This is a genomic window from Streptomyces sp. NPDC055013, assembly GCF_053608645.1.
The window spans coordinates 112,386-138,489 of sequence record NZ_JBSGVW010000007.1; the positions used below are offsets into that span (position 1 = coordinate 112,386).

At 70.3% G+C, this 26,104-nt stretch carries 24 protein-coding genes; 12 read left to right on the plus strand and 12 right to left on the minus strand.

Annotation, left to right across the window (positions count from 1 at the left end; all coding sequences use genetic code 11):
* Positions 1-62: 62 nt before the first annotated feature.
* From ACWGDB_RS11725 to ACWGDB_RS11745, 5 genes are all read right to left on the minus strand, one after another.
* Entirely contained in the window at positions 63-3,302 is a 3,240-nt protein-coding gene (locus ACWGDB_RS11725; RefSeq protein ID WP_453822398.1) for a S8 family peptidase, read from the minus strand.
* A gap of 268 nt (positions 3,303-3,570) precedes the next feature.
* Positions 3,571-4,254: an ABC transporter ATP-binding protein gene (locus tag ACWGDB_RS11730; protein WP_453822271.1), complete on the minus strand. Its 684-nt coding sequence runs from the start codon at positions 4,252-4,254 to the stop codon at positions 3,571-3,573.
* Between the two features lie 308 nt (positions 4,255-4,562).
* A complete protein-coding gene (locus tag ACWGDB_RS11735; protein ID WP_453822272.1) occupies positions 4,563-6,038 on the minus strand; it encodes an ABC transporter permease in 1,476 nt (491 codons plus the stop codon).
* Between the two features lie 157 nt (positions 6,039-6,195).
* The gene (locus tag ACWGDB_RS11740; RefSeq protein WP_453822273.1) at positions 6,196-7,440 is read right to left on the minus strand and encodes a L,D-transpeptidase; all 1,245 of its coding nucleotides are present in this window, start codon (positions 7,438-7,440) and stop codon (positions 6,196-6,198) included.
* Between the two features lie 219 nt (positions 7,441-7,659).
* Positions 7,660-8,013: a hypothetical protein gene (locus ACWGDB_RS11745; protein WP_453822274.1), complete on the minus strand. Its 354-nt coding sequence runs from the start codon at positions 8,011-8,013 to the stop codon at positions 7,660-7,662.
* A gap of 109 nt (positions 8,014-8,122) precedes the next feature.
* On the opposite strand from ACWGDB_RS11745, the gene ACWGDB_RS11750 reads away from it, so the two are divergent.
* Positions 8,123-8,461 carry an LAETG motif-containing sortase-dependent surface protein gene (locus tag ACWGDB_RS11750; protein ID WP_369273069.1) on the plus strand — a complete coding sequence of 113 codons (339 nt, stop codon included), beginning with the start codon at positions 8,123-8,125 and terminating at the stop codon, positions 8,459-8,461.
* 42 nt (positions 8,462-8,503) lie between these two features.
* Positions 8,504-9,283 (plus strand): hypothetical protein, encoded by a 780-nt coding sequence (locus ACWGDB_RS11755; protein ID WP_453822275.1) that lies wholly within the window; start codon positions 8,504-8,506, stop codon positions 9,281-9,283.
* A gap of 70 nt (positions 9,284-9,353) precedes the next feature.
* Here the strand turns inward: ACWGDB_RS11755 and hutH are convergent, their stop codons facing one another.
* From hutH to ACWGDB_RS11770, 3 genes are all read right to left on the minus strand, one after another.
* Complete coding sequence (hutH, locus tag ACWGDB_RS11760; RefSeq protein ID WP_453822399.1) at positions 9,354-10,892, minus strand: histidine ammonia-lyase; 1,539 nt, start codon at positions 10,890-10,892, stop codon at positions 9,354-9,356.
* Positions 10,893-10,985: 93 nt separating this feature from the next.
* Complete coding sequence (locus ACWGDB_RS11765; protein ID WP_453822276.1) at positions 10,986-12,134, minus strand: diguanylate cyclase domain-containing protein; 1,149 nt, start codon at positions 12,132-12,134, stop codon at positions 10,986-10,988.
* Positions 12,135-12,223: 89 nt separating this feature from the next.
* Positions 12,224-13,018, minus strand: coding sequence for an enoyl-CoA hydratase/isomerase family protein (locus tag ACWGDB_RS11770; RefSeq protein ID WP_453822277.1), 795 nt, complete (start codon positions 13,016-13,018; stop codon positions 12,224-12,226).
* A gap of 214 nt (positions 13,019-13,232) precedes the next feature.
* On the opposite strand from ACWGDB_RS11770, the gene ACWGDB_RS11775 reads away from it, so the two are divergent.
* Positions 13,233-13,889, plus strand: a complete 657-nt coding sequence (locus tag ACWGDB_RS11775) for a hypothetical protein (protein WP_453822278.1) — start codon at positions 13,233-13,235, stop codon at positions 13,887-13,889.
* Positions 13,890-13,896: 7 nt separating this feature from the next.
* Here the strand turns inward: ACWGDB_RS11775 and ACWGDB_RS11780 are convergent, their stop codons facing one another.
* Positions 13,897-15,024, minus strand: coding sequence for an adenylate/guanylate cyclase domain-containing protein (locus ACWGDB_RS11780; RefSeq protein WP_383603696.1), 1,128 nt, complete (start codon positions 15,022-15,024; stop codon positions 13,897-13,899).
* 97 nt (positions 15,025-15,121) lie between these two features.
* Positions 15,122-15,982, minus strand: a complete 861-nt coding sequence (locus ACWGDB_RS11785; protein WP_453822279.1) for a biotin--[acetyl-CoA-carboxylase] ligase — start codon at positions 15,980-15,982, stop codon at positions 15,122-15,124.
* 110 nt (positions 15,983-16,092) lie between these two features.
* On the opposite strand from ACWGDB_RS11785, the gene ACWGDB_RS11790 reads away from it, so the two are divergent.
* Together ACWGDB_RS11790 and ACWGDB_RS11795 are read left to right on the plus strand one after the other, a co-directional pair.
* Positions 16,093-17,706, plus strand: coding sequence for an acyl-CoA carboxylase subunit beta (locus ACWGDB_RS11790; protein ID WP_453822280.1), 1,614 nt, complete (start codon positions 16,093-16,095; stop codon positions 17,704-17,706).
* Positions 17,707-17,723: 17 nt separating this feature from the next.
* Positions 17,724-17,933, plus strand: coding sequence for an acyl-CoA carboxylase epsilon subunit (locus tag ACWGDB_RS11795; protein ID WP_453822281.1), 210 nt, complete (start codon positions 17,724-17,726; stop codon positions 17,931-17,933).
* On the opposite strand, the gene ACWGDB_RS11800 is transcribed toward ACWGDB_RS11795, so the two are convergent.
* The gene (locus tag ACWGDB_RS11800; protein ID WP_453822282.1) at positions 17,930-19,084 is read right to left on the minus strand and encodes an SGNH/GDSL hydrolase family protein; all 1,155 of its coding nucleotides are present in this window, start codon (positions 19,082-19,084) and stop codon (positions 17,930-17,932) included. The genes ACWGDB_RS11795 and ACWGDB_RS11800 overlap by 4 nt on opposite strands.
* A gap of 121 nt (positions 19,085-19,205) precedes the next feature.
* Between ACWGDB_RS11800 and mmpB the strand changes: the two genes are divergently transcribed.
* The gene (gene mmpB, locus ACWGDB_RS11805) at positions 19,206-19,334 is read left to right on the plus strand and encodes a morphogenic membrane protein MmpB (RefSeq protein WP_453822283.1); all 129 of its coding nucleotides are present in this window, start codon (positions 19,206-19,208) and stop codon (positions 19,332-19,334) included.
* Between the two features lie 31 nt (positions 19,335-19,365).
* Positions 19,366-19,986 (plus strand): Maf family protein, encoded by a 621-nt coding sequence (locus ACWGDB_RS11810; protein WP_453822284.1) that lies wholly within the window; start codon positions 19,366-19,368, stop codon positions 19,984-19,986.
* On the opposite strand, the gene ACWGDB_RS11815 is transcribed toward ACWGDB_RS11810, so the two are convergent.
* Positions 19,955-20,455: a hypothetical protein gene (locus ACWGDB_RS11815; protein ID WP_453822285.1), complete on the minus strand. Its 501-nt coding sequence runs from the start codon at positions 20,453-20,455 to the stop codon at positions 19,955-19,957. The genes ACWGDB_RS11810 and ACWGDB_RS11815 overlap by 32 nt on opposite strands.
* A 364-nt stretch (positions 20,456-20,819) precedes the next feature.
* Between ACWGDB_RS11815 and ACWGDB_RS11820 the strand changes: the two genes are divergently transcribed.
* The 5 genes from ACWGDB_RS11820 (at position 20,820) to ACWGDB_RS11840 (ending at position 25,702) form a co-directional block, all read left to right on the plus strand.
* The gene (locus tag ACWGDB_RS11820) at positions 20,820-22,592 is read left to right on the plus strand and encodes an ATP-binding protein (protein WP_453822286.1); all 1,773 of its coding nucleotides are present in this window, start codon (positions 20,820-20,822) and stop codon (positions 22,590-22,592) included.
* Between the two features lie 25 nt (positions 22,593-22,617).
* The gene (locus ACWGDB_RS11825) at positions 22,618-22,812 is read left to right on the plus strand and encodes a hypothetical protein (protein WP_453822287.1); all 195 of its coding nucleotides are present in this window, start codon (positions 22,618-22,620) and stop codon (positions 22,810-22,812) included.
* A gap of 69 nt (positions 22,813-22,881) precedes the next feature.
* A complete protein-coding gene (locus tag ACWGDB_RS11830; RefSeq protein ID WP_427844755.1) occupies positions 22,882-23,211 on the plus strand; it encodes a TcmI family type II polyketide cyclase in 330 nt (109 codons plus the stop codon).
* On the plus strand, positions 23,208-24,494 hold the full coding sequence (locus ACWGDB_RS11835; protein ID WP_328427306.1) for a beta-ketoacyl-[acyl-carrier-protein] synthase family protein: 1,287 nt from the start codon (positions 23,208-23,210) through the stop codon (positions 24,492-24,494). The genes ACWGDB_RS11830 and ACWGDB_RS11835 overlap by 4 nt, the downstream gene beginning before the upstream one ends.
* Entirely contained in the window at positions 24,491-25,702 is a 1,212-nt protein-coding gene (locus tag ACWGDB_RS11840) for a ketosynthase chain-length factor (RefSeq protein WP_453822288.1), read from the plus strand. Before ACWGDB_RS11835 ends, ACWGDB_RS11840 begins: the two co-directional genes overlap by 4 nt.
* The last annotated feature ends 402 nt before the right edge of the window (positions 25,703-26,104 follow it).

Consider the following 26,104-nt stretch of genomic DNA (forward strand, 5'->3'; position numbering starts at 1 on the left):
GCCCGCCGGAAGCTGCACTTCCGGCGGGCGGTTCGCTATCGGCTCAGCCGACTAATCGAGGCTCACTTGGCGTAGTACGCGTTGTAGATCGAGATCGTCGCCTTGTTGCCCTTCTTGTCGGCGACCTTGGCGTGGAAGGAGACGGCTTTGCCCTTCGCCGGGTTCTTCACGGTGATCTTGCCGTTCTTGACGTCGAGCTTCTTCCAGGTCTGGCCGTAGTCGTACGACACGTACACGTGCAGCGACTTGAGGTTGCTGCCCGCGGCCGCGCCCGCGACGGTGACCGGGAACGTCACCTTCTTGTCGGCCTCGACCCGGCTGTCCAGGCCCGTCTTGGCGCCGAAGCGGACCGTGGAGGCCGGGAGCGTGACCCGGTCGGCGGTCGACTTCTTGGAGCGGAAGGTCCAGCTCGCGTCGATCCGCGTGGAGGCGGCCGCGACCTTGACGCTCCGCTTGACCGAGGTCGTCAGCTTGTACTCGGCGTCGGCGGCCGGAACCTTGAAGGCCTGCTCGCCGAACAGCGGATCGTCGTTGGAGGCGAGCTTGGTGCCGTTGCGGTACAGGTTCGTGGTCACCGCCGTGAAGTCCGACGAGCCGGCGTGCTTGCTCGCGTCCGCGAACAGCGGCAGGAAGCCGTACAGGTCGTTGCCCTCACGGAACAGGCCGAAGTCCTTGTTGACGTGCGGGCCGAAGACCGCCGTGTTGAAGGTCTTCGTGTAGCTCTGGCCCGCCTTGAAGGTCTGCGGAGTGCCCAGCGTGTAGAACGCGTCGACGACCGGGAAGCCGTCCGCGTCCTTGCCTGCGTACTGCTGGAAGTCCCACGTCCACTGGACCTTGTCCGACGTGGACAGGTACAGCGTGCGCGAGCCCGGCAGCTTCTGCTCGATGGGCGCGCCGAACACGACGTCCTCGGGGAAGACCCCCAGGGGCATCAGCGAGCCGCTCTTGCCCGGAGCCGAGGCACCCAGGTCGTTCTTCACCTTGGCGAGCTCGCCCGCCTTGAAGTGGCGGACCTTGTCGCCCTGGATCTTCTTGATCTTGGCGGTGGTGGCCACGTCGTACTCGGCGGTGTCCCCCTTGGTCCACTGCCCGTTCCAGGTCTGGGTCAGGCCGCTCGGGATCTCCGGGCCGAGGTGCGCGAGGCGCAGTTTGGCGAAGGAGTCGAGGCCGACGCCGATGCCGATGCCCGCCGGGGCGTAGAAATAGTTGGTGCCGGCGAGCAGCTGCTTGGCCTGCGCGTCCGGCACGGTGATGTCGGCCGACTCGGTGGTGCGGGCGTCGATCGTCACGGACGTGTTCTTGGTGACGCTCAGCTTCGGCTGGACGACCCAGTCGAGGCCACCCTCGAAGTTCACCCAGTCCTTGGCGATCCAGGCATCCATCAGATACGTGCCCTTGGGCAGCCGCATCTTGGTGACGCCGGCCTCGGTGACCGGCACCTGGAAGCCACGGTCCGTCGCCAGACCCGAGTAGCCGATCAGGTCGGTGAGGTACTCGGGGGCAGGCTTGCCGTCCTTGCCGATGTGCTTGACGGTGACGTCGTACGACTCGATCTCACGCTGCACCGCGGCGGCCGTACGGACACTCTGCCCACCGCCCGTCGCCGTCACGTACGCGGAGTAGGCGCCGTCGACCGTGCCGCCGAGCTTGGTGTCGACGGTGAAGTCGACGGAGGCCTTGCCGCCCGCCGGGACCGTCACGTTCGTGGCGCCGAGCTTGAAGAAGCCGGCCGGAGCCGCCTGGCCCTTGGGGTCGGTGGCCGTCGCGGCGAGCTGGAGCGTGACGTCCTTCGTACCGAGGTTGCGGTACGTCAGCTCCTTGGTGACGGGCTTGTCGTCGGTGTGCGGCCACTGCTGCGTACCGAAGCTCACCGACACCGGGTCGGCGATCAGGGTCTGCTCGATGGCCTTGTCGACCTGGATACGGCCCGAACCCTGCTGGAACGGCGTGTACTTGCCGCCCTTGGTGGACCCGGTGAGAGCACCCTTGAGCTCGGCGTACGTCCAGTCCGGGTGCTGCTGCTTGAGGATCGCCGCCGCGCCCGCGACATGCGGGGTCGCCATGGAGGTGCCGTCGATGGTCAGGTAGCCGGGCGGGTTCTCGCCGACCTCCTGCTCGATGAGGCTGCCCTTGGCGGACGCCGCCGTGATGGCCACGCCCGGCGCGGTCACGTCCGGCTTGATCGCGCCGTCGCCGAGCCGGGGGCCGGTGCTGGACCACGGCGCGAGGACGTCCTTGTCGTCGACGGCGCCGACGGTGAGCGCGGCGTCCGCGCTGCCGGGCGAACCGACCGTCTCCGGGCCGGAGTTGCCCGCCGCGATCGCGAAGAGGATGCCCTTCTCGGCGGACAGCTTGTTGACCGTCGCCTCCAGCGGGTCGATCTCCGGGGTGTCTCCGCCGCCCAGGCTCATGTTGACGACCTGGGCGCCCTGTTCGGCCGCCCACTCCATGCCGGCGAGGATGCCGGAGTCGTCGCCGAAGCCGTTGTCGTCGAGGACCTTGCCGTTGAGGATGTCGGCGCCGGGCGCGACTCCCTTGTACTTACCCCCGGACTTGGCGCCGGTGCCCGCCGCGATGGACGCGACGTGCGTGCCGTGGCCGACCTTGTCCTCGGCGGTGGCGGCGGGGGTGAAGTTCCTGGCCGCGACGACCTGGTCCTTGAGGTCCGGGTGGGTCGCGTCGACGCCGGTGTCCAGGACGGCGATCTTGACGCCCTTGCCGTCGTAGCCGGCCGCCCACGCCTTGGGGGCGCCGATCTGCGCCACGGACTTGTCGAGGCTGGCCTTGCGGACGCCGTCGAGCCAGACGTGCGCGATGCCGGAGGCCGCCTTGTCGCCGTTGGTGAGCGCGTCCCACAGTTCCGGCGTGTCCTGGTGCGGGGTCTGCACCGCGTCCGCGTTCAGGGACTTCAGGGTCCGGCGGAGCTTGCCAGCGTCCCGGACGTCCGCCTTGGCGTCGGCTGCGGCGCCCCGGTAGCCGACGATGACCTTCAGGCCCTTGGCCTGGGAGGCGCGGCTCGCGGACTTGTTGAGCTCGGAGATGTCGAACAGCCGCTGGTCGAGCCGGCCGGTGGCGACCAGTCGGGCCGCGTCGGCCGGTATCACCAGCGTGCGTCCGTCGACCTTGCGGGTCTGTACGGGTATGTGCTCGCGTCCCTTCGCCCGCTCCAGGCCGACCACGCGACCCTTGGAGTCGACGGAGACCCGGTCACCCGTGATCAGGGTGATGCGGTGGGGGGACGTGAGCGAGGCGGCGGCGCCGGACGGGCGCTGTTCCGGTTCGGCCGACGCCGGGCTGGTCATTCCCGCGGCGAGGGCCACGGCGGCCGCCGTGGCGACAGAGGCCGCACATACTCTCTTGACTTGTCTGCGCAAGTTTCCCCCTTGCAGAAGGTCCGGGCGAGTGTGCCCGTTCACCCGGCCGGGGGTGGTCCCGTACGCATGCGCGCCGCCCCCCGGAATACGGAGTATGCCGAGGGGCGATCAGACACCTCAAGAGATGAGAAGAAGGCAAGAAGCCCGCCGGCCGACTGTTACGCGACGGCGCGAACTCCGTTACGCAGTCGCCGGGTTACGCCCGCGCGTTCTCCTTGACAGTGATCCGTCCCTTGCGGATGGTCGCCAGTCGCGGGGCCTTTTTCGCGATCGCGGAGTCGTGGGTGACCATGATGAAGGTCAACCCGAGCTCCTTCCACATGCGTTCGAGTACGTCCATGATCTCGTCGCGCATCGACTCGTCGAGGTTTCCGGTGGGTTCGTCGGCGAGCAGCACCTTCGGCTGCTTGACGAGTGCTCGGGCGATGGCGACGCGCTGCTGCTGGCCGCCGGACATCTCGGACGGGAGGTGCCCGAGCCGCTCGCCCAGGCCTACGGAGTTCAGGGCCTCGGCGGCCCGTTCGCGCCGCGCCTTCGTCTTGACCCCGAGGGGGACGAGGGCGGTCTCCACGTTCTCCTGTGCGGTGAGGGTGGGGATGAGGTTGAAGGACTGGAAGACGAAGCCGATGTTCTCGCTGCGGACCCTTGTCAGCCGGGTCTCGGACAGCTTGGCCAGGTCGGTGCCGTCGAGCACGACCTCGCCGGAGGTCGGCCGGTCCAGGGCGCCGATCATCTGAAGGAGGGTGGACTTGCCGCCGCCGGTGGGGCCCTGGATGACGAGCCGGTCACCGTCGGCGATGGTGAGGTCGACTCCGTCGAGGGCGTGGACGGTGTCCTTGCCTCGGGTGTAGCGCTTGGTGACGTTTCTGAGTTCGTACACGGGTTGCTCCTGGGTGGGGTTCGGGGTGGTGCGGATCGTCTTCGGCTGCGGGGTGGTGGGTGGCTGGTCGCGCTCGCGCGGCGGAGCCGCATATCGATGCCGTCCCGCGCCCCTGGCGGTTGCAGTCGCGTCGGCTGTCGGCCTGCGCAGCTCGGGGCCGCCGCAGCCCACGCACCCGAGGGCCGCATGCCTCGCTCGTTCGAACCGCGGGCATTCGTGCCGCCTGGGGCGGCACGGGTGGGCGCGGGCGGCACCCGGCGTGCGCCGGGTCGAGCGACCGGCCTCTGCCCAGCCCCAGCCGACGCCGGCTACTCGACGCGTCGCAACGCATCCGCCGGCCGGAGCCGAGACGCGCGCCAGCCGCCGAACGCGCCGGCGATCAGGCCGCCCGTCACCGCGAGGCCGACCGCCAGTGCGACCGTCGTCAGGCTCACCGGTGCCGTCAGGGCGACGTCGAGCGTCGTACTGGCCGTCTGCCGTCCAGGGCCGCCGCCCCCGAAGCCGCCGCCACCCGGGCCGCCACCCATGCCGCCGCCCCCGCCACCGCCGCCCAACTGGGCCTGCAGCGTCGGGCTGACGGCCGTCACGACGTACGCGCCCGCGAGGCCGATCGCGATGCCCAGCGCGCCGCCGAGCAGCCCGTTGACGATCGCCTCGCCGACCACCTGCCGGGTCACCCGGCCCGACTTCCAGCCCAGCGCCTTCAGCGTGCCGAACTCCCGGACCCGGCGCGACACCGCCGAGGAGGTCAGCAGTCCGGCCACCAGGAAGGCGGCGATCAGCACCGCGACGGACAGCCACTTGCCGACGCTGGTCGCCAGGGAGGACGCCGTGGACAGGGAGCCGGACACCGTGTCCGCGAGGTCCGCGGAGGTCGTCACCGTCGTACCGGAGATGTTCTTCTGGATGGCCGACTTGACGGCGTCGATCTGCTGGGAGTCGGACGCCTTGACGTAGATCGTGGTGACCTTGTCCTTCGCGTCGGCGAGCGTCTGCGCCTGCTTCAGCGGGATGTAGAGGTTGGCGGCTGCGTCCCCGCTGTCGGGCGTGGCGATGCCGATCACCTGGTACTTGGTGCCCTTGACGGTGACGGTGGAGCCGACCTTGAGCTTCTTCTCCTTGGCGTAGGAGGTGTCGGCGACGGCCACCTTGGCGTTGGTCTCCGTCGACTTGAAGGTACGGCCGCTGGTGATCTTCGACGAGGTCAGCGGGCCGAGCCCCGGCTTGGTGACGTCGGCGCCGTAGACGGAGTAGTTGTTGACGTCGAAGTCGGCGCCGCCGCCGCGCACTTCGCCCTGCGGCTGCCCGGTGCCGCCGTCGCCCTGACCGGGCCCGCCCTGCTGGCCGCCGTTCTGGTCCTGCTGGAACTGCCCCCGCGTGAACTGCCCGCTGACCTTGACGACCTGGAGGCTCAGCCCGCCGACGGCGTCCGAGACACCGCTCTGCGTACCGACCTTGGTCACGGTCGAGCTCGCGAGCGTCTGGAAGCCCTGGACCATGACGCGGTCGGTGGACTGCTCCTCGTCGGAGCCGTCCTCCTGGGCGTCGAACTGGAAGCGCGGCCGCTCGGAACTGGTCGCGGCCGGCTCGGCGGCCTTGGTGACGGTCATGTCCGTGCCCAGGCCGTACAGGGACTGCAGGACCTTGTCCTGGGCCTGGCTCATGCCGGAGGACACGGAGTTGACCACGATGACCAGCGCGATGCCCAGCGCGAGTCCGGAGGCGACGACGAGGGCCGCCTTTCTGCGGCGGCGCAGCTCGCGCCTCAGGTAGGTGAAGAACATGGGCCGCAAAGTAGGTACGGCGCGTGATGAAGGGATAAGGCCGAAATAAGAGATGGATGAGAACGCTGGGAGCCGTCCCCGGAAACACCGATGCCGCCCCTGGGGGCGGCATCGGTTACTTGTGAGGCGACTGTGCGGCGGCTGTGCGCGCGACGGGTCAGGCGGCCGAACCGGCCTTCCACTGCGCCCAGTCCATGTTCCAGCCGTTGAGGCCGTTGTCCGGCGCGATCGTCTTGTCGCCGGTGTTCTGGACGACCACGACGTCACCGAGGATGGAGTTGTTGTAGAACCAGTAGCCCGCGGTGCCCTTGTCGTTGGCGCCCTTGGTGTCGGACAGGCCCACGCAGCCATGGCTGGTGTTCACGCTGCCGAAGATGGACTTGGCGCCCCAGTAGTTGCCGTGGATGAAGGTGCCGGAGCTGCTGAGGCGAATGGCGTGCGGCACGTCCTTGATGTCGTACTCGCCCTTGCCGTCGTCGTCCGTGAAGCCCACGGTCGCGCCGTTCATGCGCGTCTCCTTGAACTTCTCGGACATCACCATGACGCCCTGGTAGGTCTTGTTCTCCGGCGAACCGGCCGAGATCGGGATGGTCTTGATGGTCTTGCCGTCCTGCGTGACCTTCATCTGCTTGGTCTTCGCGTCGACGTAGGAGACCTGGTTGCGGCCGATCTTGAAGGTGACCGTCTTCTCCTGGACGCCGTAGACACCGTCGGAGCCCTCGACCCCGTCCAGGGCCATCTTCAGGGTGACGGTCGAGCCCTCCTGCCAGTACTCGTCGGGCCGGCAGTCCATGCGGGTGTCGTTGAACCAGTGGCAGGCGACTTCCTGGCCGCTGGTGGTGGAGACGGTGACGCCCTTCTGGACGGCCGCCTTGTTGCTGATCGACTTGTCGAAGTTGATCGACACGGGCATGCCGACGCCGACGGTCGAGCCGTCCTCCGGCGTGAAGTAGCCGAGGAAGCTGTTGTCCGGGGAGACCGTGGTGAAGGAGGCGTTCTCGTGGGCGTCCAGGCCCTTCGAGTCCTTCGCGGTCACCGCGATCTTGTAGGTGGTCGAGCGCTCCAGTTGGGCGCTGGGCTTCCAGCTGGTCTTGTCGGCGGATATCTCGCCCTCGACCGCGGCGCCCTCGGCGGTCTTCATCGTCACCTCGGTGAGCGTGCCCTTGCTCACGGTGACGGCGGCGGAGTTGATGGAGGCGTTGTCGGTGCCGTCCTCGGGCTTGATCTTGATCTGGGCCTCGGAGGTCTTCTTCGCGGCCGCCTCGTCGACCTTGGCCTGCGAGGAGTCGCCGCCGCTGCCGGAGGCGTCGTCGCCGCCGCCGGAGCAGGCCGAGAGCACCAGGACACCGCCGAGCAGTGCGGACGCGACCGTCAGGCCCTTGCGCCGCCTACTGTTCGTCATCACACGCTTCTCCATCTTCCCGAATCCCCAGAACCCCGAGAGTCCCCGTCAAGGATCTTCAACGCTACGACCGGTTCGTCCCGTTCCACATCCCACGTATGTGTGGGGCACACCACGTCTGCCGCGGCAGGTGGTGCGGGTTTCGGTCAGTGCGTCCCATGAGACGACGAAACCCCGGGCGGCGGTTGCCGTCCGGGGTCACGATTTCCCCAAGACGCCTCAGCCGGCCCGCTCGGCCACTTCGCCGTCGAAGTCCTCCTCACCATCATCCTCGCCGAGGTCCCACTCCGGCGAATCCGGGTCGTAGTCGATGCGCTCGCTGGACCAGGAGGCCTGCGCGAGCTCGACTCCGGGTACCTCGCTGACCAGGTCGAATGGATCAACGAGATAGGCGAGGGCCTCGGCAGTGTCTTCCGTCACAGCGCTCTCGGCGTGGGCCCGTTCGTCGACCGGCATGGTGACGTCGTCGGCGATCCGCCGCAGGGCGGCCTTGGTCACGGCGTCGCGGTCGTCCACTTCGAGAACGAGCTCGACTCGAAGCCGTACAAACCGTGATGTTTCTGGAGTACTCATACCTGGAGCGTACGGCCCTTTCCTCCCGTGACTTTCCCGTGACCCGCGACTTTCACTAACATCTGCCCACACGGCCAATTCGCCAGCGCCACAAGGGGATCGATATTCCGTGTCCGCCGCTCATCGATCGACGTCCACCGCACGCCGATCGCTGCTGACCGCCACCGCCGCGGGAGCCCTGCTGGGCGCCCTGTGGTTCGTACCCTCCGCCAACGCGACGGGCGACGGACCGGCGAGAACCGAGCCTTCGGCGACACCCACGACCCAGGTCACCCAGCAGGCGCGGGCCGCGTCCGAGAGCGCCGACGACAGCACCGGGGACGGCACCCGGCTGGCCGACACCGGAAGCTTCGACACCACGCCGTACATCGTCGGCGGGACCGTCTTCCTCGCCGTGGGCGCGGGCTTCGTCGCCTACTCGGTACGCCGGGAACAGCTCGGCTTCTGAACTCGCTTGACGATTCCTTCACATCGGCTTCATAGTCCGCTCATGAAGAGATCATCGGGCGTGCGCGCAGCCGCCACGGTTGCCGTGAGCGCACTGTCGCTCGCCCTTGTCACGGGTTGCGGCGGGGGGTCGGACGACTCGAAGGGGTCGGACGGGCAGGCCGCGAAGGCGCTCAGCGCCGCGGAGTTGAAGAAGTCGATCATCGCGCAGGGCGATGTCGCGGGTTACGAGGTGGACGACTCCGGCAAGCAGTTGCCGAAGTCCAAGGACCAGATCAAGAGCAGCGAGTCGCAGTGCACGCCGCTGGCCTACGCCATGGGCGGGCTGCCGCCGGGCGACTCGGCGTCGAACGCGGCCGTCATGACGCGCGAGAAGAAGGAGAAGCCCACCCCCAACGCCTCCAAGTCCCTGGAGGACCTGAGCGAGGGGGAGATCGAGGACTCGCTCACCGACGCGATGAGCCTCAATCTGACGGTCGTGGGCCTGTCCTCGTACGACGGTGCCGGTGCCGCCGACACCTTCAAGTCCGTGTCGGACGCGGTGAAGAGCTGCTCCGGAGGCTTCCCCCTCACCATGCAGGGCACGGACCAGAAGATCACCAAGATCACCGCGGAGAAGGCGTCCGGCGCCGGTGACGAGTCGGTGGCGTTCACCCTGGTGAACGAGGAGGACGGCGACGAGGGCACCTCGCACATCGAGGTGGTGCGGCACGGCAGCAGCATCGCCACGTACTACACGGTCAACATCGGCCTGATGTTCTCGGACAAGCCGTACGACGTGCCGGCCGCACTGATCGACGCGCAGAGCGCCAAGCTGAAGTAACCCGCTCAGGAATCAAGCCGTTCAAGACACATCGGGGCCCTGTCGGTCGTACGACAGGGCCCCTTCCATGTCACTGCAGCGGCCCGGCGACCTTCTCCACGGCGGCGACCAGCTCTCCGCCGCGCACGAACGCGTCGGCCGCGGCGAGATCGGGTGCCAGGAACCGGTCGGGCCCTGCGCCCTGGACCCCCGCGTCCCGCACGGCGTCGATGACCGCCCGCGAGGCCGGTGCCGGGGCGAGCCCCTCCCGCAGTTCTATGGCGCGGGTGGCGGCGTAGAGCTCGATGGCCAGGACGCGGGTGAGGTTGTCGACGGCGGTACGGAGCTTGCGTGCGGCCGACCAGCCCATGGAGACGTGGTCCTCCTGCATGGCGGAGGAGGGAATCGAGTCGGCGGACGCCGGAACGGCCAGCCTCTTCAGCTCGCTCACCAGGGCCGCCTGGGTGTACTGGGCGATCATCAGCCCCGAGTCGACACCGGCGTCGTCGGCCAGGAACGGCGGCAGCCCGTGGCTGCGGTTCTTGTCCAGCAGCCGGTCGGTGCGCCGCTCGGCGATGGAGGCGAGGTCGGCGACCGCGATGGCGAGGAAGTCGAGCACGTAGGCGACGGGTGCCCCGTGGAAGTTGCCGTTGGACTCGACACGTCCGTCGGGCAGCACAACCGGGTTGTCGACGGCGGAGGCGAGCTCCCGCTCGGCGACGAGCCGTGCGTGCGCCAGGGTGTCCCGCCCGGCACCGGCGACCTGCGGGGCGCACCGCACCGAGTACGCGTCCTGGACGCGGGGCGCGTCGTCCTGGTGATGCCCGGTCAGCTCCGAACCCTTCAGCACGGCGAGCATGTTGGCGGCGGAGGCGCCCTGCCCCGGGTGCGGCCGGATGGCGTGCAGCTCGGGCGCGAGCACCTTGTCGGTCCCGAGCAGCGCCTCGAGGCTGAGCGCGGCGGTGACGTCGGCGGACTTGTAGAGCGCGTCCAGGTCGGCGAGGGCCATGACGAGCATGCCGAGCATGCCGTCGGTGCCGTTGAGGAGGGCGAGCCCCTCCTTCTCACGCAGCTCGACGGGCGCGATGCCGTGCTCGGCAAGCAGCTCACCGGCGGGCCGCACGCTCCCGTCAGATCCTTCCGCCTCGCCTTCCCCCATCAGTGTGAGGGCGCAGTGCGAAAGGGGGGCAAGGTCACCGGAGCAGCCGAGGGAGCCGTACTCGTGGACGACGGGCGTGATCCCGGCGTTGAGCACGTCGGCCATGGTCTGCGCGACCTCCGGCCGTACTCCCGTGTGCCCCGAGCAGACGGTCTTGAGCCGCAGGAACATCAGGGCCCGTACGACCTCCCGCTCCACCCGCGGCCCCATTCCCGCGGCGTGCGAACGAACGATGTTGCGCTGCAGCTGCGCCCGCAGCTCCTGGCTGATGTGCCGGGTCGCCAGGGCGCCGAAGCCGGTGGAGACGCCGTAGACGGGCTCGGGCTTGGCCGCCAGCGCGTCCACGATCCCGCGCGCCGCGGCCAGCGCCGCGACCGCCTCCTCCGACAGCTCGACGCGGGCCCCGCCCCGCGCCACGGCAAGGACGTCGGACGCGGTGACCCCGGACGTCCCCACCACCACAGTGTGCATATCCATATTCAGGAGCGTACGCAGTGAAGACGAAGATGTCACTAGTGGGTGCGGGGTACACCCCTTACACGCCGGTCAGCACCGGCCGGCCGGTCACGGCAGCCGCCCCCGGAACCGCCGCCGCTCCACCGCGCCCTCGCCGGAGGGCTCCGCGTCGGCGAGGCGTACGACCGGGTCGTCCGGCCCCTCCCGCCCGGCGACGACCGGCTTGTCGGCCAGCACGGCCTTGGCCTGGTACTGCGCGGCATCGGCCAGCCGGAACAAGCGCCGGGCCGAACCCACGGCCCCGATCGGATCCGCCGTGGACGCGACCCCGCACGCCACCCCCTCCCCGAGCTCCAACTCGGCGGCCCGACGGCACAGTTCGTCCGCGGCCTTCACCACGTCGTCGGCAGCCGGCCCGACGGCCAGCAGACAGAACTCGTCACCGCCGAGCCGCGCCGCGAGAGCGCCCGGCAGCATGGCGCCGCACAGCGACAGAACCGACCCGAACCGCTCCAGCAGACGGTCACCCACCGCATGCCCCTGGGTGTCGTTGACCCGCTTGAGCCCATTGAGGTCACAGACGACAAGGCTGACCACGATGCCGTCCCTGCGATGCCGCTCGATGGCCTCCTCCAACCGCACATCGACGGCACGCCGGTTGGCGAGTCCCGTGAGCGCGTCGGTGAACGCCAGGCGCCGCGCCTCCTCCAGCCGCTCACTCTGCGCGAGGCCGGCGGCCACGACGGAGGCGAGCACGGTGGCGAAGTCGGCATCCCCACGGTCGAAGACGGGAGCCCCGGCGGAACGGGCGACGTAGAGCTCCCCCCATGCCCGCCCGTTCAGCACGATCGGCGCGACGACACAGCACCCCCGCCCGCGACGTCGCAGGGCGGCGACGCGCTGATGGCAGTAGCCGGGCTGCCCGGCGGCGGGACCTTCGGCCGTCTCCACCCAGGCGTTGGGCTCCCCACCGGACGCCCACCGTTCGTGCAGGAACTCGGTGATCTCCGGGAACTGATGCACGGGATAGGCCTCGTCAGTGGGGAACTCCTCCTCCCCCTGGGTGCGGTCCCCCACGTTCACCAGCACCCGCAACCGCCCGAGCTCCCGCTCCCACACCGACAGCGCGGCAAAACTCCCGGCCAGTGCCCGACACGCCCCGAACGCCGCCGCCCGCCAGGACTCACGCGGGGTGTGCACCGCCGCCATCCCCTGCGCCAACGCCACTACGGCCGCGAGCCGTGTGTCCTCACCCATCACTCCAGGTTAGGGAGGTTTGCCATGATTTGAGACTTTGGTGTGGCGAACGGGGAGCCCAGCACCGGCCTACGAGCCGAAGGACACCGTCACTCCCCCGGCCACTCGGGCTTCCGCTTCTCATTGAACGCGGCCACGCCCTCCGCACGGTCCCCCGAGAACGCCGTGGCCCGCCAGGCCGCGTCCTCGACCTCCAGCCCCGCCCGCAGGTCCATGCCGTGCCCCAGCCGCAGCGCCCGCTTGGCGGACCGCAGCCCGACCGGCGAGTTCACGGCGATCCGCGCCCCCAGGGCCAACGCCTCCTCCCGGTCCTGCCCCTCCTCCACCAGCACGTCCAGCAACCCGAGCTCCCGGGCCTCGACGGCCTCGACCCGGCGCGCGGTGAAGATCAGTTCCGCGGCCCTGGCCGCACCCACACGCCGCGGCAGCAACTGCGTACCCCCACCCCCCGGAATCACCCCGACCGACACCTCGGGCAGCCCCACCACGGCCGTACGGTCGGCCACGATCACGTCGCACGACAGCGCCAGTTCGAAGCCGCCCCCCAGCGCGAAGCCGTGCACCGCCGCGATCGTCGGGACCGGCAACTCCAGCACCCCCGTGTACGCCGCCCGGGCCACCGGCCGCTGCCGCACCAGGTCCGCGTCACTGAAGGAGTTCCGCTCCTTCAGATCCGCACCGACACAGAACGCCCGCTCATGCGTCGAGGTCAGGACGACCGCCCGTACGCCGTTGTCCGCGCCCAGCGCCGCGCACGCCCCCGCGATGGAACGGGCCATCTCCGTCGACACGGCGTTCATGGCCTTGGGCCGGTCGAGTACGAGCTCCGCGACATGCCCGCGCCTGCGCACCAGCACGAACTCCCCGTACCGCTCCTCACTCATGACACCCTCCGGTTAACGCAGGTTAACAACATTCGCCCCGATCATCGCAGCCGGACCCCTCCGGGGAAAGGCCCGCCGCGAGCGGTTCCCGAGTCGAGTCCCGACACCCCGTTCGAGTGACATCCCGCCCAACTCCCGCCCTACCGCCAACGACAGCGCATAACGTGCGCGAGCCACGGCGCAATGGGGGCGCGAGCTCGTTGGGAGGGTCGTGATGGGTGTGACGGCGGAAGGACCGCAGGCGAGAGGGGCGGCGGCGCGGAGCGGCGCCGCGAGCGAGGCACCGGCGGACACCGAGGCGGTCGGCCGCCTCTTCGGCCCCCGCGGCCGCCATCGCCGGCCCCGGCCCCGCAAGGCCCTTCTCGCGGCCGGAGGCCTCGCCCTCGCCGCCGGCGCCCTGAGCCTGGTACGCCTGACCCCCGACTCCAACGTCACCGGCCTGGGCACGGCGGACGCCGACCCCACGCCGGTCCCCGGCACGGACACGGACGGCGCGACCAACGCCGCCGCCACGATCCCGACGGCCACCCCGAAGCCGAGCCCGTCGGCGACCTCCGTCATGGGCGGCCTGGGCGCGACACCGACGACGGGCACGATCGTCGTACCGACCACGAACAGCCCTGCCACCACGCCACCCGGTGACCGGAGCCGCCCGGTGGACGCCGCCGCGGCACCCACCCGCGCACCGGACCCACCGGCAACGACCGGTCACGCACAGCAACCGGCCCCGGCCCCGGCCCCAACCAGGACCGCGACACCGAGCCAGAGCGCATCGAACCCCCCGGCCCCACAGCCGGACCACTCCGACGACGGCAGCGTGTGCATCCCGATCATCGGCCTCTGCGTGGACCGTCTGGCCGGCGGCCGCTGAACGGCGCTCAGTCCGCCGGCAAGGCCCTGCGCGTCAGCAGCCACGGCTCGACAACGCCAAGCCCTCGCACCGGCCGCTGCCACATGGGCTGAAGCGCGAACCGGTACACCGGCGGCTCCTCGCCCTCCTTCTCCGCCGCGACCGCGGCCTCCGCCGCCTCCGCCTCGGAGGCCGGCGCCTCACCCGACCGGATGAGCTCCTCGGCGAATGCGCTGTCCACGAGGACCGCGTCACGCGGAGCTATCGACGTCAGCCGGGAGGCGAGATTCACGGTCGTACCGAAGACATCGCCCATTCGGGTGGTCACCGTGCCGAAGGCGATGCCGACGCGCAGCTCGGGCATCGTCTCGTCGCCCGCCATCGTCTCGATGAGCCGCAGGGCGATCTCCGCGGCGACCGCCGCGTCGTCGGCCGAGAAGAGCACCTCGTCGCCGAGCGTCTTGACCAGTCGCCCTCCGCGCGCGGCCACCAGGTCGGCCGCGGTTGTCTCGAAGGCCTCGACGAGTTCGCCGAGTTCCTCCTCCTCCATCCGGCGGGTCAGCCGTGTGAACCCGACGAGGTCCGCGAAGCCGACGCACAGCCGCCGGTCGACCATCTCCTCGTCGTCGGCGGCCTGCACGACCCGGCCGGTCGCGGCGGCGAGCTGGCGGCGCCAGACGTAGACGAGGAACTCCTCCAGTTCGGGCAGGAGCAGCTCGACCAGGGGATACGTCACCTCGGTCCGCGTCATCCCCGGCTCCGGCGGCTCGGTGAGCCCCTCCAGGAACGAGTCGATCTGCCAGTCGGCCAGACGCGCGGTGGTCTGCCCGGTGGATCTGGCCACCTGCACGGCCATGGCCTCGCTGAGCAGTCCCGCCTCGACGAGACCGGCGAGGCGCCTGAGCGCCAGTACGTCGGCCTCGGTCAGTGCCTTGGCCTGCCCGATGTCGGCGAAGCCCATGGCCCGCCAGAACCGGGACGCCAGCTCCATGGAGACACCGGCGCTACGGGCCGCCTGAAACGGGGTGTAGCGCCGCTCGGCACCGAGAATGAGCTGTTCGAGGCGCAGCGCGAGCGGATCCTCGCCGGGGTCGGCGTCGGGGGAATCCACCCGGCCGTCCTCGCCCGCGCCGGAGCCCGTGTCGTCGACGGTCACGCCTGCTGCCCTTCCGATCTGCCGCGGTCAGTAATCGACCGGCCTTCACTTTACGGCAGGTGTGGGCCACCTCACTCCGGAAGCCCGGTAGGCGAAGTCACGCCAACCTCAAGTGCACGATGTCGCCTGCTCCCACCGGCTCCTGCACGCCCTCCGCGGTGGCCAGCACCAGCCGCCCGTCCCCGTCGATCGCGACCGCCTCCCCCATGATCGACCGATGCCCCGGGAGCTCGGCCCGCACCACTCTCCCCAGCGTCGCGCACCCCGCGGCATACGTCTCCTGGAGTTCGCTCACCACCGGATCGCCCGTCGCGGCCCGCCACCGCCCGTACCACTCCTCCAGCGCGCGCAGGATGCCCCGCAGCAGGGTGTCCCGGTCCGTGCTCACGGCTCCGGCGAGGGCCAGGGAGCCCGCCTGCGGCACCGGCAGCTCGTCCGCACGCAGCGTGACGTTGATGCCGACACCGATGACCACGCCTTCGTCGCCGGCCCGCTCCGCCAGGATGCCGCCGGCCTTGCGTTCCTCGCCGCCGACGGTCACCAGCAGGTCGTTCGGCCACTTGAGTGCCGTGTCGACGCCTGCCGCGCGCGACAGGCCCGTCGCCACGGCGACGCCCGTGAGGAGTGGCAGCCAGCCCCAGCGGGCCGCCGGCACCTCGGCGGGGTTCAGCAGCACGGAGAAGAACAGCCCCGAGCGGGGCGGTGCCGTCCAGGTGCGGTCCAGGCGGCCCTTGCCGGCCGTCTGCTCCTCGGCGACCAGCACCGAGCCCTCGACCGCCTTGCCGTCGGTCGCCAGGCCCACCAGGTCGGTGTTGGTGGAGCCGGTGCGCTGCACCAGTTCCACCTCGCGCCACAGCCCGCCCTCCCGGACGAGCCCGCGCCGCAGGGCGGCGGCGTTCAGCGGCGGACGGTCCAGGTCGGACCAACGGCTGTCGTCTGATGCATCTCGCGGCGTCATGCAAGCCACCCTAGGTGTGTGAAACGCCGCACTGCTGATTCGTAGGCCCCCCACTACTCTACGGATGAGTAACCGTCCCCCCTTTTGAGCAGGCAGGGAGCGCCATCCCGATGTCCGAGCCGGAAGAGCGTCACGAGATCCAAGGGATCGACATCCACACCACCGCGGGCAAGCTCGCGGATCTCCAGCGCCGTATCGAGGAAGCGACGCACGCCGGCTCCGCACGCGCCGTCGAAAAGCAGCACGCCAAGGGCAAGTTGACGGCCCGTGAGCGCGTCGACCTCCTCCTCGACGAGGGGTCCTTCGTCGAGCTCGACGAGTTCGCCCGGCACCGCTCGACCAACTTCGGCCTGGAGGCCAACCGCCCGTACGGCGACGGTGTCGTCACCGGGTACGGAACCGTCGACGGCCGCCCGGTCGCCGTGTTCTCGCAGGACTTCACCGTCTTCGGCGGCGCGCTGGGCGAGGTCTACGGCCAGAAGATCGTCAAGGTCATGGACTTCGCGCTGAAGACCGGCTGCCCGGTCATCGGCATCAACGACTCCGGCGGCGCCCGCATCCAGGAGGGCGTGGCCTCACTGGGCGCGTACGGCGAGATCTTCCGCCGCAACACCCACGCCAGCGGTGTGATCCCGCAGATCTCCCTCGTCGTCGGGCCCTGTGCGGGCGGTGCGGTCTACTCCCCCGCCATCACCGACTTCACGATCATGGTCGACCAGACCTCGCACATGTTCATCACCGGCCCGGACGTCATCAAGACGGTCACCGGCGAGGACGTCGGCTTCGAGGAGCTGGGCGGCGCGCGCACCCACAACTCCGCCTCGGGCGTGGCGCATCACATGGCCGGCGACGAGAAGGACGCCATCGAGTACGTCAAGCAGCTGCTGTCGTACCTGCCGTCCAACAACCTCTCCGAGCCCCCGGCCTTCCCGGAGGAGGCCGACCTCACCGTCACGGCCGAGGACCTGGAGCTGGACACACTGGTCCCGGACAGTGCGAACCAGCCGTACGACATGCACGCGGTGATCGAACACATCCTGGACGACGCCGAGTTCTTCGAGACCCAGCCGCTGTTCGCCCCGAACATCGTCACCGGGTACGGACGCGTCGAGGGCCGCCCGGTCGGCATCGTCGCCAACCAGCCGATGCAGTTCGCCGGCTGTCTCGACATCGCCGCCTCCGAGAAGGCCGCGCGCTTCGTGCGCACCTGCGACGCCTTCAACGTCCCGGTGATCACCTTCGTCGACGTGCCCGGCTTCCTCCCGGGCGTCGACCAGGAGCACGACGGCATCATCCGCCGCGGCGCCAAGCTGATCTACGCCTACGCCGAGGCGACGGTCCCGCTGATCACGATCATCACGCGCAAGGCCTTCGGCGGGGCCTACGACGTCATGGGCTCCAAGCACCTCGGCGCCGACCTCAACCTGGCCTGGCCCACCGCCCAGATCGCCGTCATGGGCGCCCAGGGCGCGGTCAACATCCTGCACCGGCGCACCATCGCCGAAGCGGAGTCGGGCGGTGAGGACGTCGAGGCGGTGCGCGCCCGGCTGATCCAGGAGTACGAGGACGCGCTCCTCAACCCCTACGTCGCGGCCGAGCGCGGCTACATCGACGCGGTGATCATGCCGTCCGACACCCGCCGCCATGTCGTACGGGGCCTGCGTCAGCTGCGCACCAAGCGGGCATCCCTGCCCCCGAAGAAGCACGGCAACATTCCCCTCTAGGCCTGCTGGGAGCCGTCATGAACATCAAGGTCCTGCGGGGCAACCCGACACCCGAGGAGCTGGCCGCCGCACTGGCGGTGGTCCGCGCCCGCGCCGCGGCGGCAGCAGCCACGCCGTCCGGCGCATCCAAGCCGCGGGACGGGTGGTCGGACCCGTCCCGCATCGCCGCGCACCGGCTGCCGCAGCCGGGTCCGTCGACGTGGGCGCGCACGTACTGGCCCGGTTAGAGGGCCGCCCGGACGGCTTCGGCCATCACCTCGTACCCGGCGTCGTTCGGGTGCAGGTGATCGCCGAAGTCGTACGACGGACGCAGCCGGTCCGGGTCCGCCGGATCGGCCAGCGCCCGGTTCAGATCCACCACCGCGTCGTACTCCCCCGAGCTGCGGATCCACTCGTTCAGCTCGTGACTCACCTTCGCCGCCCGCTCGCCCCAGTGGTCCGAGCCCGCGAACGGCAGCAGCGTCGCCCCGATCACCCTCAGTCCCGCCGCCCTGCCCTGCCGTATCAACTCCCGGTGCCCGGTGATGAGTTCCCCGGCCTCCACCACCGGCGCCGGCTTGTAGGTCGGCTGCTCGTCCGTCTCGCTGAAGCCGATGTCGTTCAGGCCGAGCAGGACGACCAGCGTGTCCACGCCCGACCGGTCGAGGACGTCCCGGCGCAACCGGTGGACGCCCTTCTCGCCGTACCACGCCGAGTCGTTGAGCAGCAGGTTCCCGCCGATCCCCGCGTTCAGGACCGGCCGCCCCGTGCGCTCGGCGAGGACGTCCGACCAACGCCGGTTCGCACCCGGCGTCGACCCGAACCCGTCGGTGATCGAGTCGCCGAAGAGGGCCACGGCGTCCGTGCGGCCGGCGTCGACCTCCACGGCCGACAGGAAGTACCAGGACTCGGTCGCCGCGTCGAAGCCCTCGGCGCCGGGGTCCGCCGAACGGTCACCCTCGCCCCGGTATCCGGTCGTGAAGGCCTGGGCGTGGAAGGTCGCGGGGCCGGTGGCGGCGTCGAAGTGGAGCGTGACGGTCACCGAATCACCGGCGGCGACGGCGAGGGGGACGTCGTCGCTGACCAGCTCCCTGTGCGCCGACGTGCCGGAGGCGCGCCATGGATGCAGCACGCCCTGTGCGGCACCCCCGAAGGTGAGCCGCGTGAGCGACCCCGGCTCCACTGCTGCCCCCTCGGCCGTACGGCCCACGCTCGCCCCCGCGACTCGGACGGGCGAGGTGCCGTACGCGTGGGAGAGCCGCACCCGCACCCGGCCACCGCCTGCCGAGAGCCGTACGACCTGCCGCAGTGACTGGCGCCAGAAGCCCTCGCGGGACCAGTTGGGCGTGAAGCCCTCGCTGGGCAGCTGAGGTGCTGCGGTCCAGGAAGTGGTGAACATGGCACGACCCTCCAAACGGGACTGAAATCCCTTTAGCTAATGGAACACTAGCACCGTTTAGGGGAAAGTTGAGTATGCGTACTCAGGCGCCGCCGCGAACCGCCGACCGACGATGGAAGGCATGCTGTGGTCCGACCCCGAGAACGAGCCGCCCGAGGAACTGCGCGAGACGCAGGAGATGTTGCGGCGCCTGGGCGTTCTCATGGCGCTGGCCATGGTGCTCACGATGGTCGTGCTCGGTCTGAGGTGAGTCGGGCCGGGCACGCCGATACGCTGACCGCATGACTGATCAGCCCCGCCGCCGGCTCGTCCTGGCCTCCCAGTCCCCCGCCCGGCTGAATCTCCTCCGCCAGGCCGGCCTGGCCCCCGAGGTCATCGTCAGCGGCGTCGACGAGGACGCCGTCACCGCGCCCACCCCCGCCGACCTGGCCCTGGCCCTGGCCGAGGCGAAGGCCTCCGTCGTGGCGGCGAAACCCGAGGTCATGGGCGCGATCGTGATCGGCTGCGACTCGGTCCTGGACCTGGACGGCCAGGCCCTGGGCAAGCCGGCCGACGCCGAGGAGGCCACGGCGCGCTGGAAGTCGATGCGCGGCCGTGCGGGCACGCTGCAGACCGGCCACTGCATCTACGACACCGCGACCGGCCGGTACACCTCGGCCACCGCCTCCACCGTCGTCCGCTTCGGCGAGCCGACCGACGAGGAGATCGCGGCGTACGTCGCCTCCGGCGAACCGCTCTACGTCGCCGGGGCGTTCACCCTCGACGGCCGCTCGGCCCCGTTCATCGACGGCATCGACGGCGACCACGGCAACGTGATCGGCATCAGCCTGCCGCTGGTGCGCCGGCTGCTGGCGCAACTGGGCATCGGCATCACGGAGTTGTGGGCGCCGGCGGAGGCGTGACCGGAGAGCCTCCGACCGGGGAGCCGTCGCCGCCCTTGCCCCCGTCGGGAGCGGCGTCGGCGGGCTCCTCGGGCGCCGTCCGGGCGTCGTACGTCATGAGCAGCAGCACTATCAGGCCGAGTACGACGACCATGAACAGGAACGCCGTCCAGCCCACCAGACCCCAGGCGAGCGCGCCCAGCAGTGCGTGCACCACGGCCGCGCTGATCAGCAGGATGCGGCCGAAGCCGGCCGGGGCACGGTCGCGCACGGCCACGAGCAGGGCGACGAGGCCGCACAGCGCGAAATAGGCGCCGAAGACCAGGCCGCCGACCTTCGAGGACACCGACATCACGTTCGGGTCGAGCCCCGCCAAGGACATGTCCTGACGGTCGACGACGACCCCGAGGAACCAGTTCACCGCGGCGATGCCGAGCGCCTCCGTGAAGAGCACGACCGCCACCACCCACGCCACCGGCCTGCGCACCACCGGCCCCCACCCACTTCCGAGCTCCGCGCTGTTACCCCAAGTACGTTCAACTACATCGCGAACGCTACTAACGGGTAAACCCAGGGACAAGGGTTCGGTCGAGGGCAAAGAATCATTGGGCCATTCGTAGGGATTCCACAAAGAAACCGAGTGGCCCGCAGCACGTGATGACAGAGACCTTGACCACAGAGGAGGGCTAGGGTTTTCCGGGAGAGACCTGCGTGCCGAGGCGCGACATGGGATTTCGCAGGTCGAGCGAGCCTGGAATCACGCTCCGTGTGGGCAAGCTCACCACTGGGGACGGGTCGATGTGGCGTGTCGGCAGTCCCTAAACTCGGCTTGTTTCAAGGAGGGAGCCTCAATCGTGCGCAAGGTGCTCATCGCCAACCGTGGCGAAATCGCTGTCCGCGTGGCCCGGGCCTGCCGGGATGCCGGGATCGCGAGCGTGGCCGTCTACGCGGATCCGGACCGCGACGCTCTGCATGTCCGCGCTGCGGATGAGGCGTTCGCCCTGGGCGGTGACACCCCGGCAAGCAGCTATCTGGACATCGGCAAGGTCCTGAACGCGGCACGCGAGTCGGGCGCGGACGCCATCCATCCCGGCTACGGCTTCCTGTCGGAGAACGCCGAGTTCGCCCAGGCCGTCCTGGACGCCGGTCTGATCTGGATCGGGCCGCCGCCGCAGGCCATCCGCGATCTGGGTGACAAGGTCGCCGCCCGGCACATCGCCCAGCGCGCGGGCGCCCCGCTCGTCGCGGGCACACCCGACCCGGTCTCCGGCGCCGACGAGGTCGTCGCCTTCGCCGAACAGCACGGCCTGCCGATCGCGATCAAGGCGGCCTTCGGCGGCGGCGGACGCGGCCTGAAGGTCGCCCGCACCCTCGAAGAGGTGCCCGAGCTGTATGACTCGGCGGTGCGGGAGGCGGTCGCGGCGTTCGGGCGCGGCGAGTGCTTCGTCGAGCGCTACCTCGACAAGCCCCGCCACGTCGAGACGCAGTGCCTGGCCGACACCCACGGCAACGTCGTCGTCGTCTCCACCCGTGACTGCTCACTGCAGCGCCGCCACCAAAAGCTCGTCGAGGAGGCCCCCGCGCCGTTCCTCTCCGACGCCCAGGTCGCCGAGCTGTACTCCTCCTCGAAGGCCATCCTCAAGGAGGCCGGCTACGTCGGCGCCGGCACCGTCGAGTTCCTCGTCGGCATGGACGGCACGATCTCCTTCCTCGAGGTCAACACCCGCCTCCAGGTCGAGCACCCGGTCACCGAGGAAGTCGCCGGCATCGACCTGGTGCGCGAGATGTTCCGCATCGCCGACGGCGAAGCCCTCGGCTACGACGACCCGCCCCTGCGCGGCCACTCCTTCGAGTTCCGCATCAACGGCGAGGACCCGGGCCGCAACTTCCTGCCCGCCCCCGGCACGGTCACCACGTTCGCCGCGCCGACCGGCCCGGGCGTCCGCCTGGACGCCGGCGTGGAGTCCGGCAGCGTGATCGGCCCGGCATGGGACTCCCTGCTGGCCAAGCTGATCGTCACCGGCGCCACCCGCCAACAGGCCCTCCAGCGCGCCGCCCGCGCCCTGGCCGAGTTCCAGGTCGAGGGCATGGCCACCGCCATCCCCTTCCACCGCGCGGTCGTCACCGACCCCGCCTTCGCGCCGGAGCTGACCGGCTCCGGCGACCCGTTCACGGTCCACACCCGCTGGATCGAGACCGAGTTCGTCAACGAGATCAAGCCCTTCGCCGCCCCCGCCGACACGGAGGCGGACGAGGAAGCCGGCCGCGAGACGGTCGTGGTGGAGGTCGGCGGCAAGCGTCTGGAGGTCTCCCTCCCGTCCTCGCTCGGCATGAGCCTGGCCCGCACCGGCCTGGCCGCAGGAGCAAAGCCGAAGCGCCGCGCGGCCAAGAAGTCCGGCCCCGCCGCCTCCGGCGACACCCTCGCCTCGCCGATGCAGGGCACGATCGTCAAGGTCGCCGTCGAGGAAGGCCAGGAGGTCAAGGAAGGCGACCTCATCGTCGTACTCGAAGCGATGAAGATGGAACAGCCCCTCAACGCCCACAGGTCCGGCACCGTCAAGGACCTGTCCGCCGTCCTCGGCGCCTCCCTCACGTCCGGCGCAGCCATCTGCGAGATCAAGGACTGAGGAAGTCCCAGGGAGGTGTGACCAGATGTACTCCGAGACGTATTTCCCGACGTACTCCAAGACCTACTCCAAGACCTACTCCGGGATCTGTTCCAAGACGTGTTCCGAGTCGTACGACGGGCACGACGCGCCCGCGCCCCAGGTGCCCGCCTGGCTCCTGGCCGGCGAGGACGACGAGAACGACAGCGACCACCCGCACATCTGCCGGGGCATCGACTGACGGAAATCGACTTCCCTTTCCGTGCTCCGTGCCCCTTTTCCCACGCACCATTCTCCAAGGAGAGAGCTCATGCACAGCACCTTGATCGTGGCTCGGATGGAACCGGGCTCCGCGGTCGATGTCGCCAAGTTGTTCGGCGCGTTCGACGAGACCGAGATGCCCCATCTGATGGGTACGCGACGCCGCCAGCTCTTCCACTACCGAGGTCTGTACTTCCACCTGCAGGACTTCGACGCGGACAACGGTGGTGAGCTGATCGAGAAGGCCAAGTCCGACGAGCGCTTCGTGCGCATCAGTGAGGACCTGAAGCCCTGCATAGAGGCGTACGACCCGGCCACGTGGCGTTCCCCGGCCGACGCGATGGCGACGCGCTTCTACAACTGGGAGGCCTCCCGATGAGCGGCCGTCGGGACAGCCCCGCGCGGGTCGTCATCACCGGGATCGAGGTCCTCGCGCCCGGCGGCGTCGGCAAGGACAGCTTCTGGAACATGCTCAGCGAGGGCCGTACCGCGACGCGCGGGATCACCTTCTTCGACCCGAGCCCCTTCCGTTCGCAGGTCGCCGCGGAGATGGACTTCGACCCGGACCGGCACGGGCTCACACCGCAGGAGGTCCGCCGGATGGACCGGGCCGCCCAGTTCGCGGTGGTCGCGGCGCGCGGCGCGGTGGCCGACAGCGGGATCGACCTCGCCGCCCACGAACCGCACCGGGTGGGCGTCACCATCGGCAGCGCGGTCGGCGCCACGATGGGGCTGGACGAGGAGTACCGGATCGTCAGTGACGGCGGCCGGCTGCACCTGGTCGACCACGAGTACGCCGTACCGCACCTCTACAACTACTTCGTCCCGAGCTCCTTCTCGGCCGAGGTCGCCTGGACCGTCGGCGCGGAGGGCCCCAACACCGTGGTGTCCACCGGCTGCACCTCCGGCATCGACTCGGTCGGCTACGCCGTCGAGCTGATCCGTGAGGGCTCGGCCGACGTGATGATCGCCGGTTCGTCCGACGCGCCGATCTCGCCGATCACCATGGCCTGCTTCGACGCGATCAAGGCGACGACCCCGCGCCGGGAGGACCCCGAGCAGGCCTCGCGGCCGTTCGACGGCACCCGCAACGGGTTCGTACTCGGCGAGGGCTGCGCGGTGTTCGTCCTGGAGGAGCTGGAGAGCGCGCGGCGGCGCGGGGCGCACATCTACGCCGAGATCGCCGGCTACGCCACCCGCAGCAACGCGTACCACATGACCGGTCTGCGGCCGGACGGCGCGGAGATGGCCGAGGCGATCACGGTGGCGCTGGACGAGGCCCGCATGAACGTGGACCGGATCGACTACATCAACGCCCACGGCTCCGGCACCAAGCAGAACGACCGGCACGAGACGGCCGCCTTCAAGAAGAGCCTCGGCGAGCACGCCTACCGCACTCCGGTGAGCTCCATCAAGTCGATGGTGGGGCACTCGCTCGGCGCGATCGGCTCGATCGAGATCGCCGCGTCCGCGCTGGCCATGGAGCACCACGTGGTGCCGCCCACGGCGAACCTGCACACCCCCGACCCGGAGTGCGACCTCGACTACGTGCCGCTCACCGCCCGTGAGCAGCTGACCGACGCGGTGCTGTCGGTGGGCAGCGGGTTCGGCGGTTTCCAGAGCGCGATGGTGCTCGCCCGTCCCGAGAGGAGCATGGCATGAACGCGGTCGTGGTGACGGGCCTTGGTGTAACGGCCCCCAACGGCCTGGGAGTGCAGGACTACTGGGCGGCGACGCTGGCCGGCAAGAGCGGCATCGGGCGCATCACCCGCTTCGACCCGTCGGGGTACCCGGCGCGGCTGGCCGGTGAGATCCCCGGCTTCGCGGCCGAGGAGCACCTGCCGAGCCGGCTGCTGCCGCAGACCGACCGGATGACCCGGCTGGCACTGGTCGCCGCCGACTGGGCCCTCGCGGACGCCGGGATACGGCCGCAGGACCTGCCCGAGTTCAGCATGGGCGTGGTCACGGCGAGCTCGTCGGGCGGCTTCGAGTTCGGCCAGGGCGAGCTGCAGGCGCTGTGGAGCCGGGGGAGCCAGTACGTCAGCGCGTACCAGTCGTTCGCCTGGTTCTACGCCGTCAACAGCGGCCAGATCTCCATCCGGCACGGCATGAAGGGCCCGAGCAGCGTGGTCGTCAGCGACCAGGCCGGCGGGCTGGACGCGGTGGCGCAGGCACGCCGTCAGATCCGCAAGGGCACGCCGATCGTGGTCTCCGGTGCCGTGGACGCCTCCATCTGCCCGTGGGGCTGGGTCGCCCAGCTCGCCGCGCAGCGACTGACCACGCGCGACGAGCCGAGCCAGGCGTATCTGCCCTTCGACGGGGCGGCCGACGGGTATGTGCCGGGCGAGGGCGGTGCGCTGCTCGTCATGGAGTCCGAGGAGTCGGCGCGGTCGCGCGGTGCGCGGATCTACGGCGAGATCGCCGGGTACGCCGCGACGTTCGACCCCGCGCCGGGCACCGAGCGCCCGCCGGCCCTGCGCCGCGCGATCGAACTCGCCCTGGATGACGCGGGTTTGAACGCCGACCAGGTGGACGTGGTCTTCGCCGACGCGGCGGCCGACCCCGAGCTCGACCGCATCGAGACCGAGGCGATCACGGCGGTGTTCGGCCCCCGGGCCGTCCCGGTCACGGCCCCCAAGACGATGACGGGCCGCCTCTACTCGGGCGCGGCCCCCCTGGACCTGGCCACCGCCTTCCTCGCCATCCGCGACGGCATCATCCCCCCGACCGTCCACGTGACCCCGTCCCCCGACCACCCCCTCGACCTGGTGACCGACCGCCCACGCGAGACCGCACTACGCACCGCTCTGATCCTGGCCCGCGGCCATGGGGGCTTCAACTCGGCGGCGGTGGTGCGGGGGGTGGACTGACCGTCCGGAACCTGTGGGCGGCCTGGTGCCGGCCGGCATCCGGCCAGCGGCCGACTGGCCACTGACCTCCGCCAACGGGCCACCGGTCAAGAGGCTCCGGCTTCCGGGCCACCGGGCTGTCGCGCACCGGCCTGCGGACCATCGGGCTTCGGCCACCGACGGCCACCACGACCACGCCATCGACCTCGGCCACCCGTCTCCGTGAGGGGGTTGCCGATCACCGGCAACCGGGCTTCAACCCCCGGTCGCTGAAGGGCAATTACCGCCACCAGCTGCTGCCCCCAGGTCTCCGGGCCACGGGGCTTCGGCCACCACGACCACGCCATCGACCTCGGCCACCCGTCTCCGTGAGGGGGTTGCCGATCACCGGCAACCGGGCTTCAACCCCCGGTCGCTGAAGTG

Excerpts from the sequence above, each read along its gene's own strand:
- ACWGDB_RS11725 (WP_453822398.1), bottom strand. The coding sequence starts at position 3,302 with ATGACCAGCCCGGCGTCGGCCGAACCGGAACAGCGCCCGTCCGGCGCC.
- ACWGDB_RS11735 (WP_453822272.1), bottom strand. The coding sequence starts at position 6,038 with ATGTTCTTCACCTACCTGAGGCGCGAGCTGCGCCGCCGCAGAAAGGCG.
- ACWGDB_RS11740 (WP_453822273.1), bottom strand. The coding sequence starts at position 7,440 with ATGACGAACAGTAGGCGGCGCAAGGGCCTGACGGTCGCGTCCGCACTG.
- ACWGDB_RS11745 (WP_453822274.1), bottom strand. The coding sequence starts at position 8,013 with ATGAGTACTCCAGAAACATCACGGTTTGTACGGCTTCGAGTCGAGCTC.
- ACWGDB_RS11755 (WP_453822275.1), top strand. The coding sequence starts at position 8,504 with ATGAAGAGATCATCGGGCGTGCGCGCAGCCGCCACGGTTGCCGTGAGC.
- hutH (WP_453822399.1), bottom strand. The coding sequence starts at position 10,892 with ATGCACACTGTGGTGGTGGGGACGTCCGGGGTCACCGCGTCCGACGTC.
- ACWGDB_RS11765 (WP_453822276.1), bottom strand. The coding sequence starts at position 12,134 with ATGGGTGAGGACACACGGCTCGCGGCCGTAGTGGCGTTGGCGCAGGGG.
- ACWGDB_RS11770 (WP_453822277.1), bottom strand. The coding sequence starts at position 13,018 with ATGAGTGAGGAGCGGTACGGGGAGTTCGTGCTGGTGCGCAGGCGCGGG.
- ACWGDB_RS11775 (WP_453822278.1), top strand. The coding sequence starts at position 13,233 with ATGGGTGTGACGGCGGAAGGACCGCAGGCGAGAGGGGCGGCGGCGCGG.
- ACWGDB_RS11785 (WP_453822279.1), bottom strand. The coding sequence starts at position 15,982 with ATGACGCCGCGAGATGCATCAGACGACAGCCGTTGGTCCGACCTGGAC.
- ACWGDB_RS11790 (WP_453822280.1), top strand. The coding sequence starts at position 16,093 with ATGTCCGAGCCGGAAGAGCGTCACGAGATCCAAGGGATCGACATCCAC.
- ACWGDB_RS11795 (WP_453822281.1), top strand. The coding sequence starts at position 17,724 with ATGAACATCAAGGTCCTGCGGGGCAACCCGACACCCGAGGAGCTGGCC.
- ACWGDB_RS11800 (WP_453822282.1), bottom strand. The coding sequence starts at position 19,084 with ATGTTCACCACTTCCTGGACCGCAGCACCTCAGCTGCCCAGCGAGGGC.
- mmpB (WP_453822283.1), top strand. The coding sequence starts at position 19,206 with ATGCTGTGGTCCGACCCCGAGAACGAGCCGCCCGAGGAACTGCGCGAG.
- ACWGDB_RS11810 (WP_453822284.1), top strand. The coding sequence starts at position 19,366 with ATGACTGATCAGCCCCGCCGCCGGCTCGTCCTGGCCTCCCAGTCCCCC.
- ACWGDB_RS11825 (WP_453822287.1), top strand. The coding sequence starts at position 22,618 with ATGTACTCCGAGACGTATTTCCCGACGTACTCCAAGACCTACTCCAAG.
- ACWGDB_RS11830 (WP_427844755.1), top strand. The coding sequence starts at position 22,882 with ATGCACAGCACCTTGATCGTGGCTCGGATGGAACCGGGCTCCGCGGTC.
- ACWGDB_RS11835 (WP_328427306.1), top strand. The coding sequence starts at position 23,208 with ATGAGCGGCCGTCGGGACAGCCCCGCGCGGGTCGTCATCACCGGGATC.
- ACWGDB_RS11840 (WP_453822288.1), top strand. The coding sequence starts at position 24,491 with ATGAACGCGGTCGTGGTGACGGGCCTTGGTGTAACGGCCCCCAACGGC.